Origin of the sequence: Pseudocitrobacter corydidari (assembly GCF_021172065.1) — a bacterium.
GTDB lineage: Bacteria > Pseudomonadota > Gammaproteobacteria > Enterobacterales > Enterobacteriaceae > Pseudocitrobacter > Pseudocitrobacter corydidari.
Window position 1 is genome coordinate 4,454,150 of sequence record NZ_CP087880.1, and the last position, 26,315, is coordinate 4,480,464.

Genomic DNA, 26,315 nt, shown 5'->3' on the forward strand with positions numbered 1-26,315 from the left:
TTCAATGAAAATTGCAGATCAATTTCATGATGAGTTATGTAGACTGGCCGCCATTAATATCGAGGCACTTGTACTACATGGCTGAATTCGAAACCACTTTTGCAGATCTGGGCCTGAAGGCTCCTATCCTTGAAGCCCTTAACGATCTGGGTTACGAAAAACCATCTCCGATCCAGGCTGAGTGCATCCCGCACCTGCTGGGCGGTCGTGACGTGCTGGGCATGGCCCAGACAGGTAGTGGTAAAACCGCAGCGTTTTCCCTGCCACTGCTGAACAATCTTGATCCTGAGCTGAAAGCACCTCAAATCCTGGTGCTGGCACCGACCCGCGAACTGGCGGTTCAGGTTGCTGAAGCCATGACGGATTTCTCTAAACATATGCGCGGCGTAAACGTGGTTGCCCTGTACGGCGGCCAGCGTTATGACGTGCAGTTACGCGCCCTGCGTCAGGGGCCGCAGATCGTCGTCGGTACGCCGGGTCGTCTGCTGGATCACCTGAAACGCGGCACCCTGGACCTCTCTAAACTGAGCGGTCTGGTTCTGGATGAAGCTGACGAAATGCTGCGCATGGGCTTCATCGAAGACGTTGAAACCATTATGGCGCAGATCCCGGAAGGTCATCAGACCGCTCTGTTCTCTGCAACCATGCCAGAAGCGATTCGTCGCATTACCCGCCGCTTTATGAAAGAGCCGCAGGAAGTGCGCATTCAGTCCAGCGTGACGACCCGTCCTGACATCAGCCAGAGCTACTGGACTGTGTGGGGCATGCGTAAAAACGAAGCACTGGTACGTTTCCTGGAAGCGGAAGATTTTGATGCGGCGATTATCTTCGTTCGTACCAAAAACGCGACCCTGGAAGTGGCAGAAGCTCTTGAGCGTAACGGCTACAACAGCGCCGCGCTGAATGGTGACATGAACCAGGCACTGCGTGAGCAGACGCTGGAACGCCTGAAAGATGGTCGTCTGGACATCCTGATCGCGACCGACGTTGCGGCCCGTGGCCTGGACGTTGAGCGTATCAGCCTGGTCGTAAACTACGATATCCCGATGGATTCCGAGTCTTACGTTCACCGTATCGGTCGTACCGGTCGTGCGGGTCGTGCTGGCCGTGCGCTGCTGTTCGTTGAGAACCGCGAGCGTCGTCTGCTGCGCAACATCGAACGCACCATGAAGCTGACCATTCCGGAAGTCGAACTGCCGAACGCAGAACTGCTGGGCAAACGTCGTCTGGAAAAATTCGCCGCGAAAGTACAGCAGCAGCTGGAAAGCAGCGATCTGGATCTCTACCGTGGCCTGCTGGCGAAAATCCAGCCGACTGCAGAAGGCGAAGAGCTGGATATCGAAACGCTGGCCGCAGCGCTGCTGAAAATGGCACAGGGCGAACGTACTCTGATCGTTCCGCCAGATGCGCCGATGCGTCCGAAACGCGAATTCCGTGACCGTGATGACCGTGGTCCGCGCGATCGTAACGATCGTGCTCCGCGTGGCGACCGTGAAGATCGTCCGCGTCGCGAACGTCGTGATGCCGGTGATATGGAACTGTATCGCATTGAAGTGGGCCGTGATGATGGCGTTGAAGTTCGTCACATCGTTGGCGCGATTGCCAACGAAGGCGATATCAGCAGCCGTTACATCGGTAACATCAAACTGTTCGGTACGCACTCCACTATCGAATTGCCGAAAGGTATGCCGGGCGAAGTACTGCAGCACTTTACTCGCACCCGCATCCTGAACAAACCGATGAACATGCAGCTGCTGGGCGACGCGCAACCGCGTCCTGAGCGTAGCGGTGGTCGTGGTTTCGGCGGCGAGCGTCGTGAAGGCGGTCGTGGTGAAGGTCGTGGCTTTGGCGGCGAACGTCGTGAAGGCCGTGGCTTCGGTGGCGAGCGTCGTGAAGGTGGCCGTGGTGATGGTCGTCGTTTCAGCGGCGAACGTCGTGACGGTGGCCGTGCGCCGCGTCGTGATGATGCTGCCGCTCCGCGTCGTGATGACTCTTCCAGCCGTCGCCGTTTCGGTGGCGATGCGTAAGAAATCACCGCTTGTTAGCGTAAAGTAAAATATACAGCCCCGGTTGCGAAATCGGGGCTTTTTTTATTCCTTTTGTACTCGTGTACTGGTACATTAGCGCCATGCTAACGTATAGCAAAGAACGATTCACTGGAGATATCGGCAAATGGCGACACTTACCACTACAGCTTCACGACCGTCACTCTTTGGCGGCGTGGTGATCATCGGCGGGACCATTATTGGCGCGGGCATGTTCTCGCTGCCGGTGGTGATGGCCGGTAGCTGGTTCTTCTGGTCGCTGGCGGCGCTGCTTTTCACCTGGTTTTGCATGCTGCATTCCGGCCTAATGATCCTCGAAGCGAACCTCAACTACCGCATCGGCGCGAGCTTCGACACGCTGACCAAAGATCTCCTTGGCAAAGGCTGGAACGTCGTCAACGGCCTCTCGATTGCCTTTGTGCTTTATATCCTGACCTACGCGTATATCTCCGCGAGCGGGTCGATTCTGCACCACACGTTTGCCGAGATGTCTCTGAACGTACCGGCACGCGTGGGCGGTTTTACCTTCGCGCTGCTGGTGGCGTTTATTGTCTGGATGAGCACCAAAGCGGTGAGCCGCATGACGGCTATCGTACTGGGCGCGAAAGTCATCACCTTCTTCCTGACGTTCGGCAGTCTGCTGGGTCATGTTGAACCCGCGACGCTGTTTAACGTCGCAGAAAGTAATGCGTCTTACACCCCGTATCTGCTGATGACGTTGCCGTTCTGCCTGGCCTCGTTTGGCTATCACGGTAACGTGCCGAGCCTGATGAAGTATTACGGCAAAGATCCGAAGACCATTGTGAAATGCCTGGTTTACGGCACGCTGCTGGCGCTGGGTCTGTATGTTATCTGGTTGCTGGGAACGATGGGCAACATCCCGCGTCCGGAATTTATCGGCATCGCCGAGAAAGGCGGGAACATTGATGTGCTGGTACAGGCGCTGAGTGGCGTGCTAAACAGCCGTAGCCTGGACCTGCTGCTGGTGGTGTTTTCTAACTTCGCGGTAGCGAGTTCTTTCCTGGGCGTGACGCTGGGCCTGTTCGATTACCTGGCCGATTTGTTTGGCTTTGACGATAGCGCGATGGGTCGTTTTAAAACGGCACTGCTGACCTTCGCACCGCCGATTGTTGGCGGCGTACTGTGGCCGAACGGCTTCCTGCATGCCATTGGCTATGCCGGGCTGGCGGCAACCATCTGGGCCGCGATTGTACCTGCACTGTTGGCCCGCGCATCGCGCAAACGCTTCGGCAGCCCGAAATTCCGCGTCTGGGGCGGCAAGCCGATGATTGCACTGATTCTGATCTTCGGTATCGGCAATGCGCTGGTGCACATTCTGTCGAGCTTTAACTTGTTGCCGGTTTATCAATAATCAACAGTGCCGGATGGCGGCGTTGCCTTATCCGGCCTACACGATCGCGTAGGCCCGGTAAGCGCAGCGCCACCGGGCACACAAACCGCACTTACCCCAACAACTCTTCCTTCACGTCCATCGCCAGCCCGAACGAATGCAGACGCGCCTCACTATCAAAAATCTGCCCGTTAACCATAATTTCATCCGCGTCGGTTTCACGCAGAATTGACTCCAGCCCGTGACGCACTTTCGCTTTATCGCCAACCAGCGACATGCTCAGCGCCTGTTGTACGCCATATTGTTCGGAGGGTGACCAGAACTGATCCATGTTTTGAATCGGCGGCGGAAGCTGTCCGGTTTCGCCACGGCGCAGTTTCACAAACGCTTGCTGCATCGAGGTGAACAGGAATTCCGCGTCGCGATTGCTGTCGGCGGCGATGATATTGATGCACACCATCGCGTAAGGTTTTTCCAGCCGTGCGGAAGGTTTGAAATTGGTGCGGTAAAGGTGCAGTGCCTGGAACAGCATATCCGGCGCGAAGTGCGAGGCAAACGCGAACGGCAGGCCAAGCTGTGCCGCAAGCTGCGCGCTGTAGAGGCTTGACCCCAGCAGCCAAACCGGGATTTTCTCGCCGTAGCCGGGAACCGGGCGCACGTGTGGATTGGGATCGCGGGCGTCGAACCAGTCAACCAGCTCCGCCACATCGCGTGGGAAATTATCCACATCACCGCTCATATGACGGCGCAGCGCCATCATGGTGCGCTGGTCGCTGCCAGGCGCGCGTCCCAGCCCTAAATCAATACGGCCGGGGTACAACGTATTGAGCGTGCCGAACTGCTCGGCAATCACCAGCGGGGAGTGGTTTGGCAGCATCACGCCGCCGGAACCGAGGTGCAGGGTGGTGGTATTCGCCGCCAGGTAGCCAATCAGCACCGATGTTGCCGCGCTGGCGATGCCTGTCATGTTGTGGTGCTCTGCTAACCAGTAACGGTGATAGCCACGCTTTTCGGCGAGCTTTGCGAGATCGAGGGAACGGTCGAAGGCGTCTTTGGCCTGCAAACCTTGTGGGATCGGCGCGAGATCGAGCACCGAGTATGCAACGGTTTTGTCAGTCATAAAGGCTCACTTTGTTAGCTGCTGAACATTTCATACTGCATTAAAGAGTAGTGAATGTTGTTAACAAAGTGAGCTTTATACGGTAGGTGTCGCACGTAAAATGCCTGATGGCGCTGCGCTTATCAGGCCTGCGGGGCGTACGGTGTTTGGCGTATTTGTAGGCCGGATAAGGCATTTATGCCGCCATCCGGCGAAAGGTTACGCTTGCAGTTCCAGGCCTGCCAGACGTTTCCAGTAACCGTTACAATCGCTGTTGGCGGTAAGGTTCAGCGGCGCCTGGCCATTTTCGTTGGCGCGGAAGGCATCCAGCATATCGAACGTCTCGGTGCCCAGCGGCGACAGACGCACGATATCCACCAGCCCCTGCATTGACGCCAGCTCATTGCCGAGGTTATAGACATAGCCGCTCATGGTCTGAATACCGTTCAGCACGAAGACCTGCTGGTTTTCCTGCGACAGCATGCTGCGCCCGTTCGGGTATTTAATGCAGCAGGTTTCGCACTCATCTTTCGGTTTATCTTCTGAACGCGCGGTAAAGCAGCGCGCGGAGTAGGCCAGCGGCAGATGACCGTAGCTCAACACTTCCACTTCAAACTGATTGCGGATGCCCAGCTCTTCACACTGCGTCAGCAGATTCGCCAGCCAGTCGCGAGAGAGCTCGACCGGCATACACCAGCGCATCATGCCCTGTTTCGCCAGCAGACGAAGCGTTACCGCGTTATAGCAGTTCAGTGCATGTCCGGCGACAAACGGCAATTTGCGCTCAGCGCACATATTCACCACGCCTAAGTCGCTCGCTTCCAGCAGGAAGTCGCCGTTCTCAACGTAGCGCTTCAGCTCGCCCAGTTCAGAAGAGGCCTGCACCAGCGCCAGCGTTGACAGCACAATTTGCTTGCCGCTGTCCGCCAGCGATTTCGCCATATCCAGCCAGTCGCCCACTTTGGTGGCGCGGCGCTTGCTGCATACCGCTTCGCCCAGATAAATAATATCAGCGCTGCTGGTGGCCGCCTGCTGGTAGAAATCTTCCAGCGTCTCTTTTGGCCAGTAGTACAGCACCGGCCCTAATGAATATTTCATGGTCTTTCCTACTGCCATTTGCGGTGGTACGCGCCAAGCGTGGTTTGTGTGCCTTCGGACATTGAACCGAGGGTGTCCATCCATGCCGCCTGCGGCACAAAGTTTTGCGGGTCCGCGATGCAGCGGTCGATGGCCTGACGCCATACTTTTGCCACCTGGCTGACATAGGCCGGGCTACGCTGGCGACCTTCGATTTTCACCGAGGCAATATTGGCGGCCAGCAGTTCCGGCAGCAGTTCCAGCGTATTCAGGCTGGTCGGTTCTTCCAGCGCGTGATAGCGCTCGCCGTCGACCAGATAACGCCCTTTGCACAGGGTCGGATACCCGGCGTTCTCGCCGTCCTGGTAGCGGTCAATCAATACTTCATTGAGGCGCGATTCCAGCCCCTGTGGCGTTTGCTGCCAGCGTACATAGCGCGCCGGAGAACACGCGCCGACGGTATTCGGGGATTCCCCAGTCAAATAGGACGACAGATAGCAACGGCCTTCCGCCATAATGCACAGGCTACCAAACGCGAACACTTCCAGCGGAACGGGGGTGACGCGCGCCAGCTGTTTTACCTGGTGGATGGAAAGCACGCGCGGCAGCACCACACGAGCGACATCGAAATTGCGATGATAGAAGCGAATGGCTTCTTCATTGGTGGCGGAAGCCTGAACGGAGACGTGGCGCTCAATATGCGGGTAACGTTCTGCCGCGTACTCCAGCATAGCGATGTCGGCGAGGATCAGCGCATCAGCGCCAAGCTGTGCGGCCATATCCACCGCGCGTTGCCAACGAACGTAACCGTCCGGGTGCGCGAAGGTATTAATGGCGATGTGAAGCTTGCGCTTATGCTGGTGCACAAAGCTGACGGCTTCCTGCAGTTTTTTCTCGGTAAAATTCAGACCGGCAAAGTGGCGGGCGTTGGTGTCATCTTTCAGCCCGATATAGACAGCATCGGCGCCGTTCTCGATGGCCGCCTTAAGCGCCGGGAGATTTCCGGCAGGGCAGAGCAGCTCCATAATTCTTCCTGCAGATAGCGATAATGTTAACGAAGTGGGATTTTAGTTAACCTGGCGGCGATTATTTTTGATTTGAGGCAGACAAAAGCGTATTGATGGCACCAATAATGGTTAGTCTTTACCACATAATTGTTGATTTACGCCGCTATGTCGTTTATCTGATATGGCAAAATAACAGGATTATTGCATTCAGGGAGTAAAGCTTGTGTTGGATAAACTGCGTTCACGTCTGGTTCATGTTGCCCCAACGCTGATGAGCGTGCCGGTGAAGTTCACGCCGTTCGCCCTTAAACGTCAGGTGTTGCAGCAGATGCTCAGCTGGCAATTCCGCCAGGCGCTGGCCGATGGTGAGCTTGAGTTTCTCGAAGGGCGCTGGTTAAGCATTGAGGTGCGTGATATTGGCCTGCAATGGTTTACCTCCGTCGAGAACGATCGCCTGATTGTGAGCGAATCGGCGCAGCCAGATGTGAGCTTTAGCGCCGACGCCAGCGATTTGCTGATGATCGCCGCGCGTAAACAAGATCCCGACACGCTCTTCTTCCAGCGTCGACTGGTCATTGAAGGCGATACGGAGCTGGGTTTGTACGTTAAAAACCTGATGGATGCCATTGAGCTTGAACAGATGCCAAAAGCACTTCGTGTCATGCTGATGCAGCTGGCGGACTTCGTGGAAGCCGGGCTGAAAACGCCATCAGACTCTAAACACACATCGGTAGGTGAGCCATGCTGATTCGAGTGGAAATTGGGATTGATGCACCGGGGATAGACTCCCTGCTGCGTCGTACCTTCAACGGCGACGGGGAAGCCGATCTTGTGCGCGAGCTGCGCGAAGATGGCTTGATTACCCTCGGCGTTGTGGCGACGGATGATGAAGGTCACGTGGTGGGTTACGTGGCATTCAGCCCGGTAAGCGTTGAAGGTGAAGAACTGCAATGGGTCGGGCTGGCGCCGCTGGCGGTAGATGAAAGCTATCGCGGGCAAGGGCTGGCGCGCCAGATGGTCTATGAAGGCCTCGATTCCCTGAACGAGTTCGGCTATGCCGCGGTCGTCACGCTGGGCGAGCCCGCGTTGTACAGCCGTTTTGGCTTCGAACGCGCTGCGCAGTACGACTTACGTTGCCGCTGGCCGGGCACGGAAGAGGCGTTTATGGTTCATCGTCTGGCGGATGATGCGCTGAACGGCGTGCACGGCCTGGTCGAGTATTCCGATCACTTTAATCGTTTTTAAGGCCGCTTAGCAGGGCTTCAAACGACTCTTCTCCAGCGACGAGGCGCTCTTTCTGGCGCTTCGTTAGCTGTTTAATGCGGTATTCCAGCCGCAAAGCCAGTGAGTGCTCACCAACTTCGCCAGAAAATGCCAGCGTCAGTTCACCCTTGCCGCGTAGCGCTTTTGCACCTTTTCCGCTTTGATGCTGCTGAAAGCGACGCGCTACGTCGGTGGTGATCCCGGTGTAGAGTTTGTTATCCGCCGAGCGGACCAGATAAAGAAACCAGGGCACGAGTTGAAACCTGTATAGTAACGTGAACGCACCTTAGCATAACGGAGAGAAAAGATGGAAACGCTTGCTGCCATTAGCCGCTGGCTGACAAAACAACACGTTGTAAGCTGGTGTGTGGCGAGTGAAGGCGAACTGTGGTGTGCGAATGCATTCTTCGTGTATGACGCCGAGCGTGTCGCGTTTTATCTTCTCAGCGAAACCACCACTCGTCATGGACAGATGACCGGTACACATGCGCCCGTTGCCGGAACGGTTAACGGCCAGCCGAAAACGGTGGCGCTGATTCGCGGCGTGCAGTTCAAGGGGGAGATTCGGTTGCTGGAAGGTGAAGAGAGCGACGAGAAGCGCGCGTTGTATAACCGCCGCTTCCCGGTCGCCAGAATGTTGTCAGCACCCGTGTGGGAAATTCGTCTTGATGAGCTCAAGTTTACTGACAACACGCTGGGCTTCGGTAAAAAACTGCATTGGTTACGGGAATCAGGCGCCCAGCAGGCGTAACGCTTCCCGATTAAATGCCGGTAAATCATCTGGCGTCCGGCTGGTCACCAGCTGGTCATTATCGACCACCACTTCCTGGTCGTAAAAATCCGCCCCGGCATTTTTCACATCCACTACAATAGGTTTCACAGCGGTGAGCTTGCGCCCGCGCACCACATCAGCGCTGATCAACAGTTGCGGCCCGTGGCAGATGGCGAAAACCGGTTTGCCGGCGTTAACAAAATCGCGGGTGAAGGTGACAAAACGATCGTCGCTGCGCAGGTAGTCTGGCGAGTGGCCGCCCGGCAGCAGCAGGGCATCAAACTCTGCGGGGCTAACCTGGTCAATGGCGGCGTCAATCTTCACTTTCGCTTCGCCACGTTTACCCGTCACGGTATTACCGGCCTGCTTCTCAATGGTGATAACCTGATGGCCCGCTTTGCGAAACGCATCGGCGGGAGAGGTAAACTCTGAATCTTCAAACTCGTCGGTGATCAAGACGGCTATTTTCTTGCTCATGATTCCTCCATGGTTTTGGCTTCAGAAAAAAATCCTGCGAACTATAAAGTGTGGGGCAGGACGATGAGATTACAAGGGTGAAAAATCCGTAAAGGGGATATGAATGAGTCAGGTATTGATAACCGGCGCGACCGGATTAGTGGGTGGGCACTTACTGCATCTTCTGCTTCAGGAACCGCATATCTACTCGATTGCCGCCCCTACGCGCCGCCCGCTTGAAGGATTTCCCGAAGTCTTTAATCCGCACGATCCGCAGTTAAGCGACGCGCTCGCGCAGGTCACCACGCCAATTGATATCGTGTTCTGTTGCCTGGGGTCGACGATGCGTGAGGCGGGCTCAAAAGAGGCGTTCATCCAGTCGGATTACACGCTGGTGGTCGACACGGCGCTTACCGGTTTGCGACTGGGGGCGAAGCATATGCTGGTGGTGAGCGCGATGGGCGCCAATGCGCATTCACCCTTCTTCTATAACCGCGTCAAAGGTGAGATGGAGAATGCGCTGATTGCACAGCAGTGGCCGCGTCTGACCATTGCGAGGCCGTCCATGCTGGTGGGGGAACGTCACAAAAGACGGCTCAACGAGTCGCTGCTGGCCCCGCTGTTTGGTTTCCTGCCAGGGAACTGGAAGTCGATCAAGGCGCGCGATGTGGCGCAGGCAATGCTGACGGAAGCGTTATCGCCGGAGCGGGAACCCGTCACCATTTTGAAGTCAGGGGAGTTGCGCGACATCGCGCGGCGAGCAGTGCAGGCCGGATAAGGCGTTTACGCCGCCATCCGGCAATTACGCTGCACGGTGCCTGATGGCGCTACGCTTATCAGGCCTGCGTCAACCGCAGGCCTGAGCGGTTACTGAATATAAGTAAACGCCGTTGTGACGCGTTTCACTCCGCTAACGCGGCTGGCGATATCCGCGGCGGCTTTACCTTCACGGTCTGTCACCACGCCCATCAGGAAGACTTCACCGTTTTCCGTGGTGACCTTCACGTTTGATGATTTCACCTGATCGGTCGTCAGCAACTGGGAGCGTACTTTCGTTGTGATCCAGGTATCCGTTGACGCCGTGCCCAGGCTAATTGGCGCACCCTGACGAATTTCGTTGAAGACTTCGGTGGTGCCCTCTACGCCCATAGCGATTTGCTTGGCCTGAGCCGCCAGCCCGGTATTCGGCGCCTGACCGACCAGCAGCACTTTGCCCTGGTATGCCGTCACATTGATGCGCGCTTCTTTCTTAATTTGTTCGTCTTTCGACAACGCGGTGTTTACGCGTAGCTCCAGCGTGCCATCGTCAACCTGTGTTCCCACAGTACGCGGGTCGGTTGCCGCTTTCGTGCCTACCGCTGCGCCGCCAACCACGGCAGCAGCGACGCATCCCTGAAGCAGCAGCGCGGAAATAAGGACTGCGAGGGGCGAGAATGCCTTCATATGTACTCCTTAATCGTCCTGGTGTGGGAAAAGCGTGTTATCAATCAGATCGCATAAGCAATTCACCGTCAGCATGTGCATTTCTTGAATGCGCGCGCTGCGGTGGGAAGGGATGCGAATTTCCACATCCTGCTGACCGAGTAAACCGGCCAGTTCACCACCGTCGTAGCCGGTTAACGCCACAATGGTCATATCGCGCGTCACGGCAGCTTCTACCGCTTTCACGATGTCGCGGCTGTTGCCACGCGTTGAAATCGCCAGTAACACATCTCCGGCATGACCCAGCGCGCGAACCTGCTTGGCGTAAATCTCATCGTGTAAGCGATCGTTCGCGATCGCCGTTAAGACCACATTATCTGCATTAAGTGCAATCGCGGGTAAACCAGGGCGCTCCGTTTCGAAACGGTTGATCATACAGGCAGCAAAATGCTGTGCGTTGGCGGCGGATGATCCGTTACCACAACAGAGAATTTTGTTGCCATTGAGCAGTGACTGCACAAGGGTCATAGCGGCTCGGGAGATAGCATCCGGGAGGGCTTCTGCCGCTGCAATTTGCGTTTGAATGCTTTCAGTGAAGCAAACTTTAATTCTTTCGAGCACGATTTCCCTTTAAATTCTTGATGTTGCTATTAGCTAAATGCGTTTTTAAGCCATTCGATCTCATTGCCTGTGAAGGCTACCACATCGAAACGGCAATCCACAGTATCAAAACTCCCATTGTGACGGGCGAGCCACAATTGAGCAGTGTGTAATAATTTATGTTGCTTGCTCCGGGTTACGCTGGCGGCAGCACCGCCATACGCACCGGAAGTACGATAACGGACTTCCACAAAAACCGTTACCGTACCGTCGCGCATAATCAGGTCGATTTCACCGCCGCGATCGCGAAAATTGGCGGCGATGAATGTCAACCCCTGACGTTCCAGCCAGCGACGCGCACGAAGTTCCGCCGCGTCACCAGTCTGTTTTGTGGTTAGTTTGCTGAGACGACCTGACCCTGTTGGTATTTGAGCCATGATAACTTCCTGTTAATCACGCAATCCTGAGTTGCCGTCAAATCGCCGGTGTTGCCGTTCAGCTCAAAACCTGGCACCTGGCGCATTTGCGAGAAATGATTCGCCAGCGACCAGGCATCTGCGCCCATTGCATACAGACGTGCCAGGGAATAGTCGTTATTCACCGCACGCAATGCCTGCTGCATCAGCGACGGATTACTGCCTGCCAGCATCGGGATTTCACTGTACTGTAAGCCTTCCATCTCTAAACGGAAATCAGGCCCGGCGACGCCCTGCGCGCTGCGTGAGCTGGCATACAGCGTTGCACCGCCCTGGCTGCCGTTACGCATGGCGATCATCGGCTTGATGAACGCAATTTCCTGTGCGGTCGCCACGATGTACGCGGCGTCTACTTTACCACCGCTGCTGATTTGCGCATCGCTCGGCGGTGCCGGAATCGTTAAATCGCCAATGGTTACGCTCTGCGGTTGATTCTGGCTGGTGGTGACCGGGCTGCCGGTCAGCGCAATACCGGAACCGCCGTTCACGCCGCCGCGCAGTTCAGACAGAGAACCAAACTTCTGTTGCAGCACCGTGGCACCGCCCAGCGATTGCCACTCTTCTGCGAAGGCGCGGGTTACGCGATCGCCCAGTGCACTGCGCGGAACCAGCAGCAGCGGAGCCTGTTTGCCCTGCTCATGAATATGACGCGCGGCGTCGCGCGCTTCATCTTCCGGAGAGAGCGCGAAGTAGCAGACGTTCGCACGGTTGCTGACCGACTCCGGCTGATTAAGCGCCAGCACGTTCAGCGGGGTGTTACTTTTCAGCAGATCGTCGACGTTGTTTTTCAACAGCGGGCCGACTACCAGCGTGACGCCATCCTGCTGAGCCTGCGTCAGAATCTGGCTCATAGGTTGCGTGGTGGTGTCATAAATTTTCAGCTCGGCGGACGGGTTCGTGGTAGCGGTCTGGGTCGCAGGCGTTGCAGGTGTGGCAGCGGCTGGTGCTGGTTCCTGCTGCTGTGGCGCAGCGGTGACGGATTGCACCGGTGCTTGTGCAGGCGCTGGTGCCTGTACTGGATGCGTCTGCGGTGTCGTCAGGTCAGTGACTTCGGCCTGAGACGGGCTCACTACGTCATTGGTCGATGCCGCCTGTGCAACCTGTTCTGGCACCGCGCTGCCGCTTACCGGGGAAATCCCGTTTTTCGCGGCTTCAAAACCTTGCTGAATGGCACGGCCAAACACCGCCGCCTGACCATTTAATGGCAGCAGCAGGGCGATCTTATTGGTTGAAGCGGGTTTAAAGCTCTGGACGTTCACCAGTTGGGTAGGCAGCAGTTTTGCGCCAGGATTCTGCGGATAGCGGGTCTGCCAGTCTTTGATCCCGGCTTTCATCATATTGGCATCGCTACGGTTATCGAACCAGACGCGTTGCAGATCAAGCCAACCCTGTAACACGTTTTCATCGGCATTAATCACCAGCGCGTTGGCCTGTTCCTGCGTCATTGCGGAAAGCGCCTGCCAGGTGGCATCGATATTTTTCTGTTTTTCCGGTACGGCCTTCAGCAGGGGTTCCTGCGCGATTAATGCACGCAGCAGCGTAAGGGTTGGTTTCCCTTGCTGCGAGGCGATGCCGTCGGCCCAGAAGCGGATCTGCTGATTGTTGCTCAGACCATTCGGGTCGATTTTCGCCAGCAGCGCTTCCGCGCCTTTGAAATCCTGCTGTGCCAGTTTGATCTCAACGGCCAGCAGCGACTGCTCCAGACGCTGCTCATCGTTAAGATCTTTCGGTAACTGGCCGAACAGTTCCATTGCCTGCTGGCTCTTACCTTCTTTCAGCAGTGCACGAATGGCGAGTAATTGCCAGTTGGTCTTGCTATCATTCGCACTCTGCTGCATCTGCTGCAGGTAATAACCAGAGTCCGCTTGTGCGGTTCCCTCTAAATGGGATGCACTCTGGTCCTGTGTTTGCTGGGTGCCACAGCCGGCGAAAAGTAATGCCGCCAGAACAACAGGCAGGCAGCGCGCGGCTTTAGAACGAAGAAGTGTTGACGGTACCATATGTATCCAGTGATATTTTTTTGGCTCAATGCTCAATATTAAATCGGCAATACGGATGAAACAATGAAACAACACGAATCAGCTGAGAATTCTGAAGGTCAGCTCTATATTGTACCCACTCCTATCGGGAATCTGGCTGATATCACCCAACGTGCATTAAACGTATTACAAGCCGTTGATTTAATTGCCGCTGAGGATACGCGTCACACCGGTTTACTGCTGCAACATTTTGGGATTAATGCCCGGTTATTTGCGCTGCACGACCACAACGAACAGCAGAAAGCCGAAACGCTGGTGGCAAAGCTGAAAGAGGGGCAAAACATTGCGCTGGTCTCCGATGCAGGTACGCCGCTGATTAACGATCCTGGCTACCATCTGGTGCGTACCTGCCGTGAAGCGGGCATTCGCGTTGTCCCGCTGCCGGGGCCATGTGCCGCTATCGCCGCACTGAGCGCCGCCGGTCTGCCTTCGGACCGTTTCTGCTATGAAGGCTTCCTGCCGGCCAAATCAAAAGGCCGTCGCGACGCGCTGAAAGCCATCGAAGAAGAGACACGCACGCTGATTTTTTATGAATCAACACACCGTCTGCTAGATAGCCTGGAAGATATCGTCGCGGTATTGGGCGAATCTCGCTACGTGGTTCTGGCCCGTGAGCTGACCAAAACCTGGGAATCTATTCACGGCGCGCCGGTAGGTGAACTGCTGGCGTGGGTGAAGGAAGATGAAAACCGTCGCAAAGGCGAGATGGTGCTGATTGTTGAAGGCCATAAAGCGCAGGAAGATGATCTGCCTGCCGATGCGCTGCGCACGCTGGCGCTGTTACAGGCAGAACTGCCGCTGAAGAAAGCGGCGGCCCTGGCCGCGGAAATTCACGGCGTGAAAAAGAATGCGCTGTATAAGTATGCGCTGGAACAGCAGGGGGAGTGAGTGTAAGCGTTGCAGCAAAACTGCAACGCTAAACTTTTCAGGTAGCGACGGGTTTACACAATCTGCAATTCAACGCCTGTTTTTTCCAGTGCTACTTTGTCCTGTCTGTTAATACTGTCATCGGTGATCACACAGTTGATCTTCTCCATGGGTAACACCTGGTTAAAACCGCGTCGGTTAAATTTGGTAGCATCCAGTACGGCGATTACTTTATGTGCCGCAGCTGCCATCGCACTGCTAATAGAGTAGCCTTCATTAAAGGTGGTAATACCGTTGGTGGCATCAATCCCATCTGCCCCGACAAACATCAGATCTGCGCTAATACCGTGAAGTGAACGCTCGGCGATTGTACCGTGCATCGAGTGAGTTTTATGGCGCACGGTGCCACCGCACACAACCAGAGTAAGATCTTTGTTGTCCGATAAAATATATGCAGCGGGTAAGTTGTTAGTAATCACCGTGATATTGCTTTTACGTGTCAGCGCTTCGGCAATCAGTAAAGTGGTGCTGCCACTGTCGAGGATGATGGTCATACCTTCTTCGATCATTGCTGCGGCAGCCTGGGCAATCCGTTTTTTCGGGTCGCTGGCCAACTGATACCGATCTTCAAGTACCACCTCCTGATTGTCGCCTTCCGCCAGATGACTTCCAGGTTTTGCCGCGCCGCCATGAAAACGCGTGACAAGCCCTTTCTCTTCCAGCATACGCAGATCGGCGCGGATGGTAACTTCCGAAATACCAAACATATTCGAGAGATCCAACACTAGCACGCTGCCTTGCGTATTAATCAGGTCGACAATTTTATTCCTTCGTTCAAATGAATTCATGTTGAGTTGCCTGATAATTAACTGTTGCTAGTTTAATCGAAGGATTGCGAAAGGTGAACGCTAATTTTCGAAAGTAAATGTGAGCCAGCGCGGATTGCTGGCTCAGGCTAGTCAGGCCAGATTAAGCAGAATTTTTCCCTGCATTGGCGCACCGTTTAACGCTTTTACCGCGTGTGCAAAGTGCTCGGCATTACCGCTGCTGGCTATAAGAGGGGCCAGTTGCAGGCGTTTCTCAGTTAACAGGCGTGCGGCTGTTGCCCACTCCTCTCCCGGCCATGGGCTGGAGTAGTTCATCCAACTGCCTATCAGGCTTAATTCTTTACGCAATATTTGCCCAAATACGCCTGCGCTGAGTGTCAGGTCGTGATGCAAAGTACCTACCAGTGCCAGTTGCGCGCGCGGCCCGGCAACTTCAATGGCTAAAGAAACCGTCTGCGGCGTGCCTGCGGTCTCCAGCACCAGTTGATCAAACGTAGCGTCTTTCATTGCGGCCTGAATTTCTGCGGCACTCATCTCCCGGCTATTAAATGTGTGTGTTGCGCCTAATTGCTGCGCCAGTGCCAGTTTCTGTGGGTTGATATCTATCGCGGTGACGCTTTTGGCCCCCAGTTCTCGTGCGCATTGCAGGGCGAGCAGGCCAATCGTTCCGGCCCCAACAATAATGACATTTTTATCTTCGCAGCCTTGTGCCAGATGAAACGCATGTAGCCCGACGGTAATCGGTTCGATAAATGCTCCATCTGCCACAGGCATATCTGACGGTAAACGAAATAAATTGGCGCGTTTTACCACAATGTATTCTGCATTTCCGCCTTCACTACGCGAACCCACAAACTGATATTGCTTACATAAAGAGTAAAAACCTCTTTCACATTGCGGGCAGTGAAAACAGGGTAATAACGGCACGCAGGCCACAGCGTCACCGGGTTGTAAATCCTTGATGTTACTGCCGTAAGATTCAACATATCCGCTAAACTCATGGCCTAAAGTGATGGGGTAATAATGCGCGCCGTGGGCAAAGATACGGGGAATATCAGAACCGCAAAGGCCGGAACAAACCACTTTTACCAGCACGTCGTCTTCACTTTGCAGCTGTGGTACCGGGCGTTCTTCAACGCGCACGTCTCCCTCAGCATAAATTACAACTGATTTCATAACGTTCTCCAAAAATACAAAAGGGGGAGCATCGCTCCCCTGAAATTAAACTGTGGGTTGCGTTTCGGTAAGCGCAGCGGCTTTTTCTGCGACCATATGATTTCGTGCCCGACGCCAGGTCAGCAGGACGCCAGCCATGTAGATCACCACAATCACCGCAAAACCAACCACGTTTTGCCAGGTGAAGAGTTGAATCAGCAGCCAGGTGATTGGTGAACCACCTTGATCCATAGAGGCCACCATGCCGCCCTCTTTCAGCGCACCGGCGTTAGCGGCAAGTTGCGTATGCAAACCGATGGTCTGCGTGGCTATCCATAAGGTGATCCCCATAATGATGACGCCGGAGATCAATGTGCGGAACAGATTGCCCTGATGCACTGCCACGGCCATCGCCACAAAGAAGCCGATTGTCGCCAAATCACCGAAAGGCAGTACCTGGTTACCTGGAACCACTACTGCTATCAGAATGGTCAGCGGAATAAAGATCAGACTAGCCGATACCACCGATGTGTGACCAAGCAGCAACGCGGGATCAAGACCGATCAGGAACTCCTGGCCGCCGAACTTCGCTTGCAGGCGTTTACGTGCCTGTTTCGCGATAGGCGTTAAACCATCCATAATTGGTTTGATGACTCGGGGCATAAGCAACATCACAGCCGCCGTTTTCACCGCCAGCTGCAGCACGGCTTTCAGGTCATAACCGGCCAGCAAACCGATCACAAGCCCCATGACGAAACCTACGGTAACGGGCTCACCAAAGGGGCCAAAACGTTTCTGGACATCATCGGCGCTAAAGTGAATACGATTTAGCCCTGGGATCTTGTCGATGATGGTATCGATCAGAACAGCAATCGGCCCCAGATAAGCAGACGAACCATGAGGAATAGCGATACCTTCCAGACCAAAAAAGTCGCGTGTATCTTTGGCAAACCAGTCACCCAGTTTGTAGACGAAGGCGGCATGTACGATGACGCCCAGCATACCGATCCAGTAAGAACCTGTTGCCAGATGCAGCATCGCCCCGGTAAAGGTCATATGCCAGATATTCCAGATATCGACATTCACCACCCGCGTCATACGCGTTACCAGCATCAGAATATTGACCGCGATGGCAACCGGAATGGCGATCAGCGCGATCTGCGAGGCCCAGGTCATCGGTGAAGAACCCGGCCAGCCGACATCAACCACATGCAGGTTAATTTCGAATTGTTCTGCCATGGCTTTCGCTGCCGGGCCAATGGAGTCCAGCATCAGGCCGATCACCAGCCCAATGCCGACAAAACCAATACCAATATGCAGCCCTGACTTAAAGCAGTCCCCGAGTTTCATCCCCAGCAGTTTTGAGAAGATGATGATCACCAACGGCAACATAACCGTGGGGCCTAAGTCGAGGATATAACGCATTATTTCGCTAAACATGGCGTATCACCCCACCAGAATATGCAGAATTTTTTGCTGCAATGCGTCAATACCCACGCCTGAGACAAAAGGCATACCGTGAACTACCGGAATATCACCAAAACTCCTGTCTACCCGTGCGGTAGTACAGATAAGATCTGCACCATCCATATAAGTTTCAATTTCAGTAACCCGACATTGCACCAAATCGAGAGTGATATTGTTTGCTTCACATAACTCTTTAATCTCTTCCGCTGCCAGAGTTGAGGTAGCGACAGCACCACCACATGCGACAATCACTTTACGTTTCATAGGGTATTCCTTTTATTATCAATTTATTATCAGACCCGAGCACCGTTCTCAGCCGTAAGGACTTTGTGCTCAAAGCACGACGCCAATCCGGCATCCGGGGCGCTCAGTAAGGCTTCTATGGTGTCCGGGGCTTGTAATGCCCCGAACAGACGGCGCAGGAGCTGCAGTTGCGCCGTCGGGTTTTCAACAATTAAAGCGATAATGAGCGAGACGGGGATTTCTGCGTCATCATCAGCTTGTTGAAACATCACCGGAGTGTCCGGTCGAATGAGGTAGATTGCGGGTGATTTCGCATGAATCGCTTCGCAGTGGGGGATTGCCACGGCATGGCGTTCCAGTGCTATTCCGGTCGGAAAGGCGGCCTCGCGTTCCAGCAAAGCCAGCGGATAACTTTCATGAACGACACCTTGCCTTTGCATCTCTTCGCCAATGTGTTCCAGTGCCTGCTGGCGTGATGCGAAGTGAATACCGGTGCGGACAAAAAGCTGGCTCATACAGACTCCTCAGCAATACAGCCAAAGCGGTAGGCACGCAGAACATCCTGGATTTTGTCGATAATCAGGTTATGCGGCGTAGCGGTCAGCGCTCCATCTGCAAGGCGTTCGAACTGCACGGGCATGTACTGACTGAGCAATCCCAGCGGCAGATCGATGTGGTTTAAATTGGCGATCATTTTCTCTACGCTCTGGCGAATGCGTGGATGCGGCCAGTAATAGCGGATTCGATCGGAGAGGCTGAAGTGAATATCGACCATCGCCTGGCTCCAGGTAGGGCGGTAGTACTTTTTCCAGTAGCCTGGTTCGTTGAGCATTACTTCATCGATAACTTCCATCACGCGGCTACGTTGTTCTGGCGATACCAGTTCATTTTCCATTTGCGCAAGGGCAAATACGGCTTCACGCAGGGCGAAAGTGAGGGCTGGGCCCACTTTCAGGATGGCGTAATGATCGCGAACGAGGGCGCGGTAGGCCTGGCGAGTTTGGTAATCGGTGGAGTGTGCTTCATATACCATCGGCGTCTCTTTGATCCATGCGGAGAGCGCCTGTGCCGCCTGCGGCTGATAATGAATAATCTGGGTATGATCAAATTCAACGCCCGGCTGCACCACAATGGCGATCACGCGCGATAATGCTTCTTCCAGCCCTGATTCACGAAACGCGATTTGGTGAGTTTCCAGCGTACGGGCAGCATCGACTTCGCGGGTGACATGAACGCTGCCGATGGTGCTGGCTTCGCCGCCAGGAACAGGCACTTCGGTGCCGATGACATAAGTCAGATGGCGTTTTTGTTCTTCGTTTGCGGTCTCTTCCGCTGCTTTACAAAGCACAGCGGCACGGCGTGCAACGACCATCGGATCCAACGGTGTTGGGTCATCTGCGCAGGACATTGACGCGTCCAAGTGAATTTTGCTAAAACCAGCGGCGACATACGCCTTTATTAACTCAACCGACTTTTCCATTGCTGCTACTGCCGGTTCGTTCTGCCAGCAGTTAGGCCCCAAATGATCGCCACCAAGAATCAACCGCTCACGTGGAAATCCCACTTCCTGAGCAATGCCATAAACAAAATCACGAAAATCAGCCGGTTTCATTCCGGTATAACCACCAAACTGATTCACCTGATTGGATGTGGCTTCAATCAATACTTTGTTGTCTGTGTTGAGATCGAAAAGCAGAGCAGATTCGATAACCAGGGGATGAGCAGAACAAACTGAACAGATGCCCAGATGTTCTCCTGCTTTATGACGAGCAATTATTTCTTTCACTTTTATCTCCGAGTTCTTTCGTTTTTCTTCTTCGAAAGAATTTATAGGCTTTCGTAATGTTATTTTGTGATTTTGATCTGATAAATGAAAGTTGCGAAAGAAAATGTAAGATGACGAAAGGGTGTGTGATGTCTGTAATTTCACTTTGTCATGAAAAAGCGTACCCGCCGGAGCGGGCACGGAGGAACAAACAAAGGCTAATTAAACAATCGGGATAGCCAACTGCGCTTTGGCTGCATGACTTCTGGTGGTGGGGTAACGGGAACGGTGATCATCTCGCCTGCACCAGAGGCAATAAGCTCCCCAATTTCACGTAGTGCCTGCTGTGCATCTTCGCCCTGCGCCCGGAACAACAAGCGATGCCCCTTTTTCGCGCCGAGCGACACCACCCGCATCAGGTTTTTTCCGTCCACCGGGCCGGAGGCGTTATCCAGGTTCTCTACCGTAATTTGGCTTTCAAACTGTTTGATAAACTTCACCAACACCGCACTGGGTCTGGCATGTAAACCATGCGGATTATGGATGACAAACGTTGCCTGCTCACCCTCCTGCAACTCCACTTCTGCTGGCGTATTGGTGGTCGATCCAGTCAGTAGCGCTAAAACCTGACTGGGGGATTCGGCTTTAGCCAGTGCTTGCGGAATAGCGTCATCGCTGAGCACGCGAGTCAACTGGCGCAAAATCTCAAGATGTTCATTGGAGCGCGCGGCAATTCCAGTGACCAGATACGCGGTATTGCCGTCACCCCAGTCAACACCGTGGCGGAAAACAATTACCTTTACACCGGTTTGTAATACCGCATCGCGAGATTCCGGCGTACCGTGTGGGATCGCGATTCCATTTCCCAGATAAGTGGAAATCTGTGCTTCGCGATCCAACATGCCGCGTAAATAGTCAGGCGTGGTATTGCCAGCCGCCGAGAGCTTTTCCACCACACGGTACAGAGCGGTGACTTTATCGAGGCGCTCATCGCTGATAAAAATATCGTGTTCACAGAGCTGCATTCTGACCTCCAGCCTTTACAACAGGAGTTGTATTGACCGCATTTTTGCGTACAGCCCACAACCGCCATAGGCCAAGCATTACTGCGCCACATGCAGAGCCCGCAACAATACATAACACCCAGGCCAGCGGCTGACTCACCAAAGGTAAAATTAAGAAGCCGCCGTGAGGAGCCGGAACCTGAATACGCAAGCTGTAGCTAAGTACCGCAGAAATGCTGGAAGCAATCATCATCATCGGGATGACACGTAAAGGATCTTTCGCTGCGAAAGGAATTGCGCCTTCAGTGATGTGTGTACAGCCGAGGATATAGTTAACCATGCCTGCGGCACGTTCTTCCTCGCTAAAACCTTTTGGAAAGAAGGTGGTCGCCAGAGCAATTACCAGCGGTGGAGTAATACATGCGGCAGACACACCAGCCATAAAGTAGAAGTTGCCCTGGCCCAGTAAAAGCGTGCCGGTGACATAAGCGGCTTTGTTTACCGGGCCGCCAAAGTCAAAGGAGCACATTGCACCCACCACAATACCCAGCAATATTGGATTCGCTTCCTGTAGCGATGCCAGCCAGTTCATCATGCCATTATTGATAGCTGCAACAGGTTGCCCAAGCAGCGACATCAACACGCCAATAACCAGTACGCCAATGAGTGGCATAATAAAAATCGATTTCAGGCCTTCATACTGACGCGGTAAGCCTTCGAGTCGGTTCTTTACCCATAACATCAGGTAACCGGCGGCGAATCCGGCAATTATCCCACCGAGGAATCCTGCGCCGGTAGCATTTGCCAGTAAGCCGCCGACAAATCCAGCCACCATCCCAGGTCTGCCCGAAATAGAGAATGCAATATAAGCGGTAAAGACCGGAACCATGATCGAAAAGGCTTGCTGACCAATTTTCATTAGCATGGCGGCGGTTGCATTGTATTCAGCTGAATTAGGATCAGCGGAATAAATCCCCCATAAAAACGACACCGCAATTAATATGCCTCCGGCAACCACAAAAGGCAGCATATTTGAAACACCACTCATCAGGTGCTTATAAATTTGTCGCCCCAATGATTCTTTTTCGATAATTTCCGTGCTGGTAGTTGATTCGCCTTTACGTATTGGGGCTTCACCATTAATAACTTTGTTAATCAGCTCCGCAGGATGATGGATTGCTTCTTTTACCGGCACTTCAATAACCGGTAAACCATTAAAGCGATCAGGTAAGACATCTTTATCTGCCGCAATAATGACTCCGGCAATATCGACCAGATCAGCAGGTTGAATAGCATTTTCAACGCCACTGGCACCATTTGTTTCAACTTTTATTTCGACAGATAATTTTTTCGCGGCATTTTTTAAGGCTTCTTCAGCCATAAATGTATGCGCAATACCGGTAGGGCAGCCGGTCACTGCAATGATCTTTTTCATAAGCAGACCTTATATTGTAATTTAGCCTACAGCTTTCTGACGTGGATTTGCGAAAGTAAGGTTTCTATTGCCGCAAGTTGGCCTAATCCGGCAGAACTTGCGACATCAGCGCCTGTTGCACTGGCAAGAGATAAGGCATATTCCACTTCTCCTGTAGATAACCACTGGCTGAGAAAGGCAGCCAGTGCGGCATCGCCTGCACAGGCGGAACTCACCAGATCAACCGTTGGCGCGCTACAAAACCAGTAATCGATCCCATTGGAGAAATACATTCCTTTAGCACCAAGGGTTAGCAGAACATTTTGTGCACCAAGTGCATGTAAAGTGGTAAGCGTATTTTTCGCATCATTGTCGTCTAAGACAGTTAAACCGAATATTGCTTTAACCTCTTCATCATTGGGTTTAATTAATAACGGTTTGAACTCCAGTAACTGACGTAATGATGGATGACTAATATCTAAAATCACGCCGATATCTTTTTGCTGACAAATATGCATTATTTCTGCGTAAAAGCGGCTTTCAATACCTTGTGGCAGACTGCCGCTTATCACCAGATATTCTGCATCGGGCAGTTGCGAAATAATCGTGATGATTTGATGTTTACATTCATCTGGAATATATGAGCCAGGGTTGACGAGTTTATACTCCTGCTGACCGTCATGAATGAAAATATTAATCCGCGTTGGTTCATCTACCCATGCTGGTGTAACTGGCATTTTTCGGGTACGCAGGCTTTCAACAATATAATGCCCGGTGAAACCACCAAAAATGCCTAATATATGCGCAGGTATTTGAAAGTGATCCAGGACCAGCGCAACATTTACCCCTTTGCCATTCGGGCAAAACTCGGTGTGGTGAGTGCGATTGACAATATTTGGCTGTAAAGGATCGCTAAATATATTCATATCGATCGCGCTATTAAGCGTTAGCGTGTAGATCACTGGCGATTCCTCACAGTTGCCCTTCACAGCCGCAAACATGGATCACTTTGCGTACCACCTCTTTCATCGCCTGTTTTGCTGGTTGCATATAGTGGCGGGGATCATTGGCTTTCGGGTTTTGCAGGAAATACTCTTTTAAGGCGTCGGAGAAGGCGATTTTCAGTTCGGTGGCAACATTGACTTTGCATACCCCAAGGCTGATGGCCTGGCGAATATCACTTTCCGGCAAACCAGATGCCCCATGCAATACCAGAGGGATATCCACCAGAGCGCGTATTTCTGCCAGTCGCTCAAAATCGAGTTTAGGTTCAGCGGCATACATACCGTGTGCCGTGCCGATAGCAACCGCCAGCGAATCAATGCCGGTGCGCGCCACAAACTCACGCGCTTGTTGTGGATTGGTGTAAAGAGCATCTTTGCTGTCTACCACTAAATCATCTTCGATCCCACCAAGGCGGCCCAGTTCTGCCTCCACGCTGGTGTCGTAGCGATGGCAAAAATCGACCACGCTTTTCACCAGTGCCACATTCTCTTCAAAGGGAAAGTGGGAACCATCGATCATGACTGAACGGATCCCTGCCATAACTTTGCTTTCGATATCGGCTAACGATTCATGATGATCCAGATGAATGGCCAGCGGCAGATTGTATTCGCGAGCCAGATCGCCCGCGATCGCCACAATGTTGCCCATTCCGGCATAGCTAAACGTGCCTGGTGTTCCGGCGACGATCAGCGGTGAGCGCATTTCTGCGGCGGTTTCTACCACCACCTGCAAGGTTTCCAGGTTATGGATGTTAAAGGCAGGCACGGCATAGCCTGCATGCTGGGCCTTCTGGAGCATATTTTTACTGGAAATAATGAACATAGCGGTCTCCGTTAATAACTTTCGAAATTAAAGTTTAAAATAAAAATAACCTTCGTTTTGAAAGTAATGTAACGATCATTGCCACGCGTGATTGTGATCATCAACACAAAAACAGGAACATTTTTCTTAAACGAAAGTAAATGTGTGGATTTAAATTTTATTTTGTAAGTAAATAGGAGATATGAAATTTCTATAATCAATTGATTTTATTGCGATGTTTTACTGTTGAGCATTCGGTAACGTGGTGCAAAATTGACATCCCCTGTCAGAAGTTTAAAAATGAAAGTTAAAGCACGGGATAACTCCCCGACGAAGCGGAAAAAAAGGGTATGTTGTGGCAAAACCATCTACCAGCCTGTTGAAAAGGCGTCTGGACATTGCCGAAATCGTCCGTAAAAACGGCGAAATAAAAGTAGACGATTTGGCTGAAATGTTATCGGTTTCAGGGGTGACGATCCGTAATGATCTCAATTACCTGGAGCAACAAGGCTATCTGAAACGCTCCTTTGGCGGAGCGATTTACACGGCCCAACCCGTCAGAGCAGCGGTAAGCCATGAAGTGGTGCCGTCGCAGGCGTTAGAGCATAGCGTAGAGCTTGAACTGGCTAAGCAAGTTGCCCGTCTGGTCTGTGACGACGATACCGTGTTTCTTGGGGCCGGAGAGGTGTTGCGTAAAGCGCTTCCTTTCCTGGGCGATTATCGGGATCTGTGCCTTATCATCAACGATCTTAGCCACGTTGCACCGGCGCGTGACTATATCGATGGGGAAATTGTGTTGTTAGGCGGTGTACTGGGACGTAGTGGTCAGGCGCTGGGGGGCGAAATTGCCATCCAATCTTTGCAACAATTTCAACCGTCATGTTGTCTGGTGATGGTGGACCATATTAGCGAGGATGGCACACTCAACGTAAAAAACGAAAGTGCAGCTGCTTTGCTAAGTGAATGCCTGCGCCTTAGTGGACAGAGTATTGCCGTGGTGGCGCAGCGTCCGGTTCAGGATGCGGCGCGTTATCCGGTAGGAAAACTGAATACGCTGAGCGCGATTATTACGCCGCAGATTGTCGCCGCGGAGTACCACTCACGGTTTCTGGCCGACGGCTTAACCAACAGCTATACCAATAACGAATGTCTGACCTGGATAAACCCGGCCCTGCATCAGGCAAGATGAAGGACAACGCATGAACATAACAATCGCAACATTGGGTGAATTGCTCGTCGAGTTTCTGGCAAAAAAAGAGAACCAGGGATTTTCCTCACCGGGGGAATTTTGGGGGCCATATCCCAGTGGGGCGCCCGCCATATTTGCCGATCAGGTCGCTAAACTTGGTTTTCGTTCATTGTTGTTTAGCTGTGTTGGCAACGATGCCTTCGGCGTTATGAATATTACCCGTTTATCGCGCGATGGCGTAAATGTCCAGGGGATTTCCGTACTGCCCAATGCTACAACGGGAAGTGCTTTTGTCAGCTACCGAAGCCAGGCCCAGCGCGATTTTATTTTCAATATGCCGGACAGTGCCTGTGGTTTGCTCAGTGCCGATCACCTTGATGAAGCATTGCTCAGGCAATACAGCCACTTCCATATTATGGGGTCGTCATTATTTTCGTTTCGTTTGATCGACGCCGTACGCAAGGCGATTAGCATTGTAAAAGAAAATGGCGGCACTATTTCTTTCGATCCTAATATCCGTAAAGAGATGCTAAAAATCCGTGAAATGTCGCAGGCCTTTGAATACATTCTTGATTACACGGATTTCTTCCTGCCAAGCGATGGCGAACTGGATTACTTCGGCCTGAGCAAATCTCGCGATGAAGAGAAAATTGTCGCAAGGCTTCACAAGCGTGGGATTGCCCATGTCATCATTAAACGCGGCGCCCGTGGAGCCAGTTACTACTCAAAAGACGAACAACATCATGTGGCTGGTTATCCGGTGGAGGTGGTTGATCCTACAGGCGCTGGCGACTGCTTTGGCGCAACCTTTGTCAGCCTGTTTCTTGCGGGATATTCCGTACCAGATGCCTTAGCTCATGCTAATGCGGCAGGATCGCTGGCTATCTCTGCGCGTGGGCCGATGGAAGGTACGTCCACGCTGGAACAAATTAAAGAATTAATGAGGCAGCAGAATTAAGTAAAGAGGATTA

Annotated in this window: 29 protein-coding genes; 10 read left to right on the top strand and 19 right to left on the bottom strand. The window is 53.1% G+C overall.

Going from position 1 to position 26,315, the window contains the following annotated elements; all coding sequences use genetic code 11:
- The first annotated feature begins 4 nt into the window (after positions 1-4).
- From yrbN to mtr, 3 genes are all read left to right on the top strand, one after another.
- Positions 5-85, top strand: a complete 81-nt coding sequence (gene yrbN / locus G163CM_RS20790; RefSeq protein WP_100249910.1) for a protein YrbN — start codon at positions 5-7, stop codon at positions 83-85.
- Complete coding sequence (locus G163CM_RS20795) at positions 78-2,027, top strand: DEAD/DEAH family ATP-dependent RNA helicase (RefSeq protein WP_231826127.1); 1,950 nt, start codon at positions 78-80, stop codon at positions 2,025-2,027. The genes yrbN and G163CM_RS20795 overlap by 8 nt, the downstream gene beginning before the upstream one ends.
- A 145-nt stretch (positions 2,028-2,172) precedes the next feature.
- The gene (mtr, locus tag G163CM_RS20800; protein ID WP_231826128.1) at positions 2,173-3,417 is read left to right on the top strand and encodes a tryptophan permease; all 1,245 of its coding nucleotides are present in this window, start codon (positions 2,173-2,175) and stop codon (positions 3,415-3,417) included.
- Between the two features lie 91 nt (positions 3,418-3,508).
- On the opposite strand, the gene G163CM_RS20805 is transcribed toward mtr, so the two are convergent.
- The 3 genes from G163CM_RS20805 to ubiU all read right to left on the bottom strand — a co-directional run bounded on the left by G163CM_RS20805 (position 3,509) and on the right by ubiU (position 6,597).
- On the bottom strand, positions 3,509-4,516 hold the full coding sequence (locus G163CM_RS20805; RefSeq protein WP_015962875.1) for a luciferase-like monooxygenase: 1,008 nt from the start codon (positions 4,514-4,516) through the stop codon (positions 3,509-3,511).
- A gap of 198 nt (positions 4,517-4,714) precedes the next feature.
- Positions 4,715-5,593, bottom strand: coding sequence for a U32 family peptidase (locus G163CM_RS20810; RefSeq protein ID WP_231826129.1), 879 nt, complete (start codon positions 5,591-5,593; stop codon positions 4,715-4,717).
- Positions 5,594-5,601: 8 nt separating this feature from the next.
- On the bottom strand, positions 5,602-6,597 hold the full coding sequence (ubiU, locus tag G163CM_RS20815) for a ubiquinone anaerobic biosynthesis protein UbiU (protein ID WP_015962877.1): 996 nt from the start codon (positions 6,595-6,597) through the stop codon (positions 5,602-5,604).
- A gap of 205 nt (positions 6,598-6,802) precedes the next feature.
- Here ubiU and ubiT point away from each other — a divergent pair, with 205 nt between their 5' ends.
- Together ubiT and G163CM_RS20825 are read left to right on the top strand one after the other, a co-directional pair.
- A complete protein-coding gene (gene ubiT, locus G163CM_RS20820) occupies positions 6,803-7,327 on the top strand; it encodes a ubiquinone anaerobic biosynthesis accessory factor UbiT (protein WP_015962878.1) in 525 nt (174 codons plus the stop codon).
- Entirely contained in the window at positions 7,321-7,824 is a 504-nt protein-coding gene (locus tag G163CM_RS20825) for a GNAT family N-acetyltransferase (protein WP_231826130.1), read from the top strand. Before ubiT ends, G163CM_RS20825 begins: the two co-directional genes overlap by 7 nt.
- Here G163CM_RS20825 and G163CM_RS20830 read toward each other — a convergent pair.
- Positions 7,811-8,095 carry a GIY-YIG nuclease family protein gene (locus G163CM_RS20830; RefSeq protein ID WP_108474997.1) on the bottom strand — a complete coding sequence of 95 codons (285 nt, stop codon included), beginning with the start codon at positions 8,093-8,095 and terminating at the stop codon, positions 7,811-7,813. The genes G163CM_RS20825 and G163CM_RS20830 overlap by 14 nt on opposite strands.
- Before the next feature lie 54 nt (positions 8,096-8,149).
- On the opposite strand from G163CM_RS20830, the gene G163CM_RS20835 reads away from it, so the two are divergent.
- Complete coding sequence (locus G163CM_RS20835; RefSeq protein WP_231826131.1) at positions 8,150-8,593, top strand: YhbP family protein; 444 nt, start codon at positions 8,150-8,152, stop codon at positions 8,591-8,593.
- On the opposite strand, the gene G163CM_RS20840 is transcribed toward G163CM_RS20835, so the two are convergent.
- Positions 8,573-9,091 carry a type 1 glutamine amidotransferase domain-containing protein gene (locus tag G163CM_RS20840; protein WP_231826132.1) on the bottom strand — a complete coding sequence of 173 codons (519 nt, stop codon included), beginning with the start codon at positions 9,089-9,091 and terminating at the stop codon, positions 8,573-8,575. The genes G163CM_RS20835 and G163CM_RS20840 overlap by 21 nt on opposite strands.
- 103 nt (positions 9,092-9,194) lie before the next feature.
- On the opposite strand from G163CM_RS20840, the gene G163CM_RS20845 reads away from it, so the two are divergent.
- Positions 9,195-9,848, top strand: a complete 654-nt coding sequence (locus G163CM_RS20845; RefSeq protein WP_231826133.1) for an NAD-dependent epimerase/dehydratase family protein — start codon at positions 9,195-9,197, stop codon at positions 9,846-9,848.
- 89 nt (positions 9,849-9,937) lie between these two features.
- On the opposite strand, the gene dolP is transcribed toward G163CM_RS20845, so the two are convergent.
- The 4 genes from dolP to G163CM_RS20865 are packed head-to-tail and all read right to left on the bottom strand — an operon-like array spanning position 9,938 to position 13,568.
- Positions 9,938-10,513: a division/outer membrane stress-associated lipid-binding lipoprotein gene (gene dolP / locus G163CM_RS20850; protein WP_231826134.1), complete on the bottom strand. Its 576-nt coding sequence runs from the start codon at positions 10,511-10,513 to the stop codon at positions 9,938-9,940.
- A gap of 9 nt (positions 10,514-10,522) precedes the next feature.
- The gene (gene diaA, locus G163CM_RS20855) at positions 10,523-11,113 is read right to left on the bottom strand and encodes a DnaA initiator-associating protein DiaA (RefSeq protein ID WP_015962885.1); all 591 of its coding nucleotides are present in this window, start codon (positions 11,111-11,113) and stop codon (positions 10,523-10,525) included.
- A gap of 29 nt (positions 11,114-11,142) precedes the next feature.
- A complete protein-coding gene (locus G163CM_RS20860; protein WP_231826135.1) occupies positions 11,143-11,529 on the bottom strand; it encodes a YraN family protein in 387 nt (128 codons plus the stop codon).
- On the bottom strand, positions 11,487-13,568 hold the full coding sequence (locus G163CM_RS20865; protein WP_231826136.1) for a penicillin-binding protein activator: 2,082 nt from the start codon (positions 13,566-13,568) through the stop codon (positions 11,487-11,489). Before G163CM_RS20865 ends, G163CM_RS20860 begins: the two co-directional genes overlap by 43 nt.
- 63 nt (positions 13,569-13,631) lie before the next feature.
- Here G163CM_RS20865 and rsmI point away from each other — a divergent pair, with 63 nt between their 5' ends.
- Positions 13,632-14,495, top strand: a complete 864-nt coding sequence (gene rsmI, locus G163CM_RS20870) for a 16S rRNA (cytidine(1402)-2'-O)-methyltransferase (RefSeq protein WP_231826137.1) — start codon at positions 13,632-13,634, stop codon at positions 14,493-14,495.
- 53 nt (positions 14,496-14,548) lie between these two features.
- Here rsmI and G163CM_RS20875 read toward each other — a convergent pair whose 3' ends face one another.
- The 10 genes from G163CM_RS20875 to G163CM_RS20920 all read right to left on the bottom strand — a co-directional run bounded on the left by G163CM_RS20875 (position 14,549) and on the right by G163CM_RS20920 (position 24,176).
- The gene (locus tag G163CM_RS20875; RefSeq protein ID WP_231826138.1) at positions 14,549-15,322 is read right to left on the bottom strand and encodes a DeoR/GlpR family DNA-binding transcription regulator; all 774 of its coding nucleotides are present in this window, start codon (positions 15,320-15,322) and stop codon (positions 14,549-14,551) included.
- A 111-nt stretch (positions 15,323-15,433) separates the two neighbouring features.
- Positions 15,434-16,477: a galactitol-1-phosphate 5-dehydrogenase gene (gatD, locus tag G163CM_RS20880; protein WP_231826139.1), complete on the bottom strand. Its 1,044-nt coding sequence runs from the start codon at positions 16,475-16,477 to the stop codon at positions 15,434-15,436.
- Positions 16,478-16,522: 45 nt separating this feature from the next.
- Positions 16,523-17,896 (bottom strand): galactitol-specific PTS transporter subunit IIC, encoded by a 1,374-nt coding sequence (locus G163CM_RS20885; protein ID WP_231826140.1) that lies wholly within the window; start codon positions 17,894-17,896, stop codon positions 16,523-16,525.
- Positions 17,897-17,902: 6 nt separating this feature from the next.
- Entirely contained in the window at positions 17,903-18,187 is a 285-nt protein-coding gene (gene gatB, locus G163CM_RS20890; RefSeq protein WP_000824291.1) for a PTS galactitol transporter subunit IIB, read from the bottom strand.
- 29 nt (positions 18,188-18,216) lie between these two features.
- Positions 18,217-18,681, bottom strand: coding sequence for a PTS galactitol transporter subunit IIA (gene gatA, locus G163CM_RS20895; protein WP_231826141.1), 465 nt, complete (start codon positions 18,679-18,681; stop codon positions 18,217-18,219).
- Positions 18,678-19,952: a tagatose-bisphosphate aldolase subunit GatZ gene (gene gatZ, locus G163CM_RS20900; protein ID WP_231826142.1), complete on the bottom strand. Its 1,275-nt coding sequence runs from the start codon at positions 19,950-19,952 to the stop codon at positions 18,678-18,680. Before gatZ ends, gatA begins: the two co-directional genes overlap by 4 nt.
- A 197-nt stretch (positions 19,953-20,149) precedes the next feature.
- Positions 20,150-20,956, bottom strand: a complete 807-nt coding sequence (locus G163CM_RS20905; protein ID WP_231826143.1) for an HPr family phosphocarrier protein — start codon at positions 20,954-20,956, stop codon at positions 20,150-20,152.
- Positions 20,943-22,370 carry a PTS fructose transporter subunit IIC gene (locus G163CM_RS20910; RefSeq protein WP_231826144.1) on the bottom strand — a complete coding sequence of 476 codons (1,428 nt, stop codon included), beginning with the start codon at positions 22,368-22,370 and terminating at the stop codon, positions 20,943-20,945. Before G163CM_RS20910 ends, G163CM_RS20905 begins: the two co-directional genes overlap by 14 nt.
- Before the next feature lie 26 nt (positions 22,371-22,396).
- A complete protein-coding gene (pfkB, locus tag G163CM_RS20915; protein ID WP_231826145.1) occupies positions 22,397-23,311 on the bottom strand; it encodes a 1-phosphofructokinase in 915 nt (304 codons plus the stop codon).
- Positions 23,312-23,321: 10 nt separating this feature from the next.
- Entirely contained in the window at positions 23,322-24,176 is an 855-nt protein-coding gene (locus tag G163CM_RS20920) for a tagatose bisphosphate family class II aldolase (RefSeq protein ID WP_000469985.1), read from the bottom strand.
- A gap of 334 nt (positions 24,177-24,510) precedes the next feature.
- On the opposite strand from G163CM_RS20920, the gene G163CM_RS20925 reads away from it, so the two are divergent.
- Together G163CM_RS20925 and G163CM_RS20930 are read left to right on the top strand one after the other, a co-directional pair.
- Positions 24,511-25,344 carry a DeoR/GlpR family DNA-binding transcription regulator gene (locus G163CM_RS20925; protein WP_231826146.1) on the top strand — a complete coding sequence of 278 codons (834 nt, stop codon included), beginning with the start codon at positions 24,511-24,513 and terminating at the stop codon, positions 25,342-25,344.
- Positions 25,345-25,354: 10 nt separating this feature from the next.
- Positions 25,355-26,302: a sugar kinase gene (locus tag G163CM_RS20930; protein ID WP_231826147.1), complete on the top strand. Its 948-nt coding sequence runs from the start codon at positions 25,355-25,357 to the stop codon at positions 26,300-26,302.
- Positions 26,303-26,315: the final 13 nt, after the last annotated feature.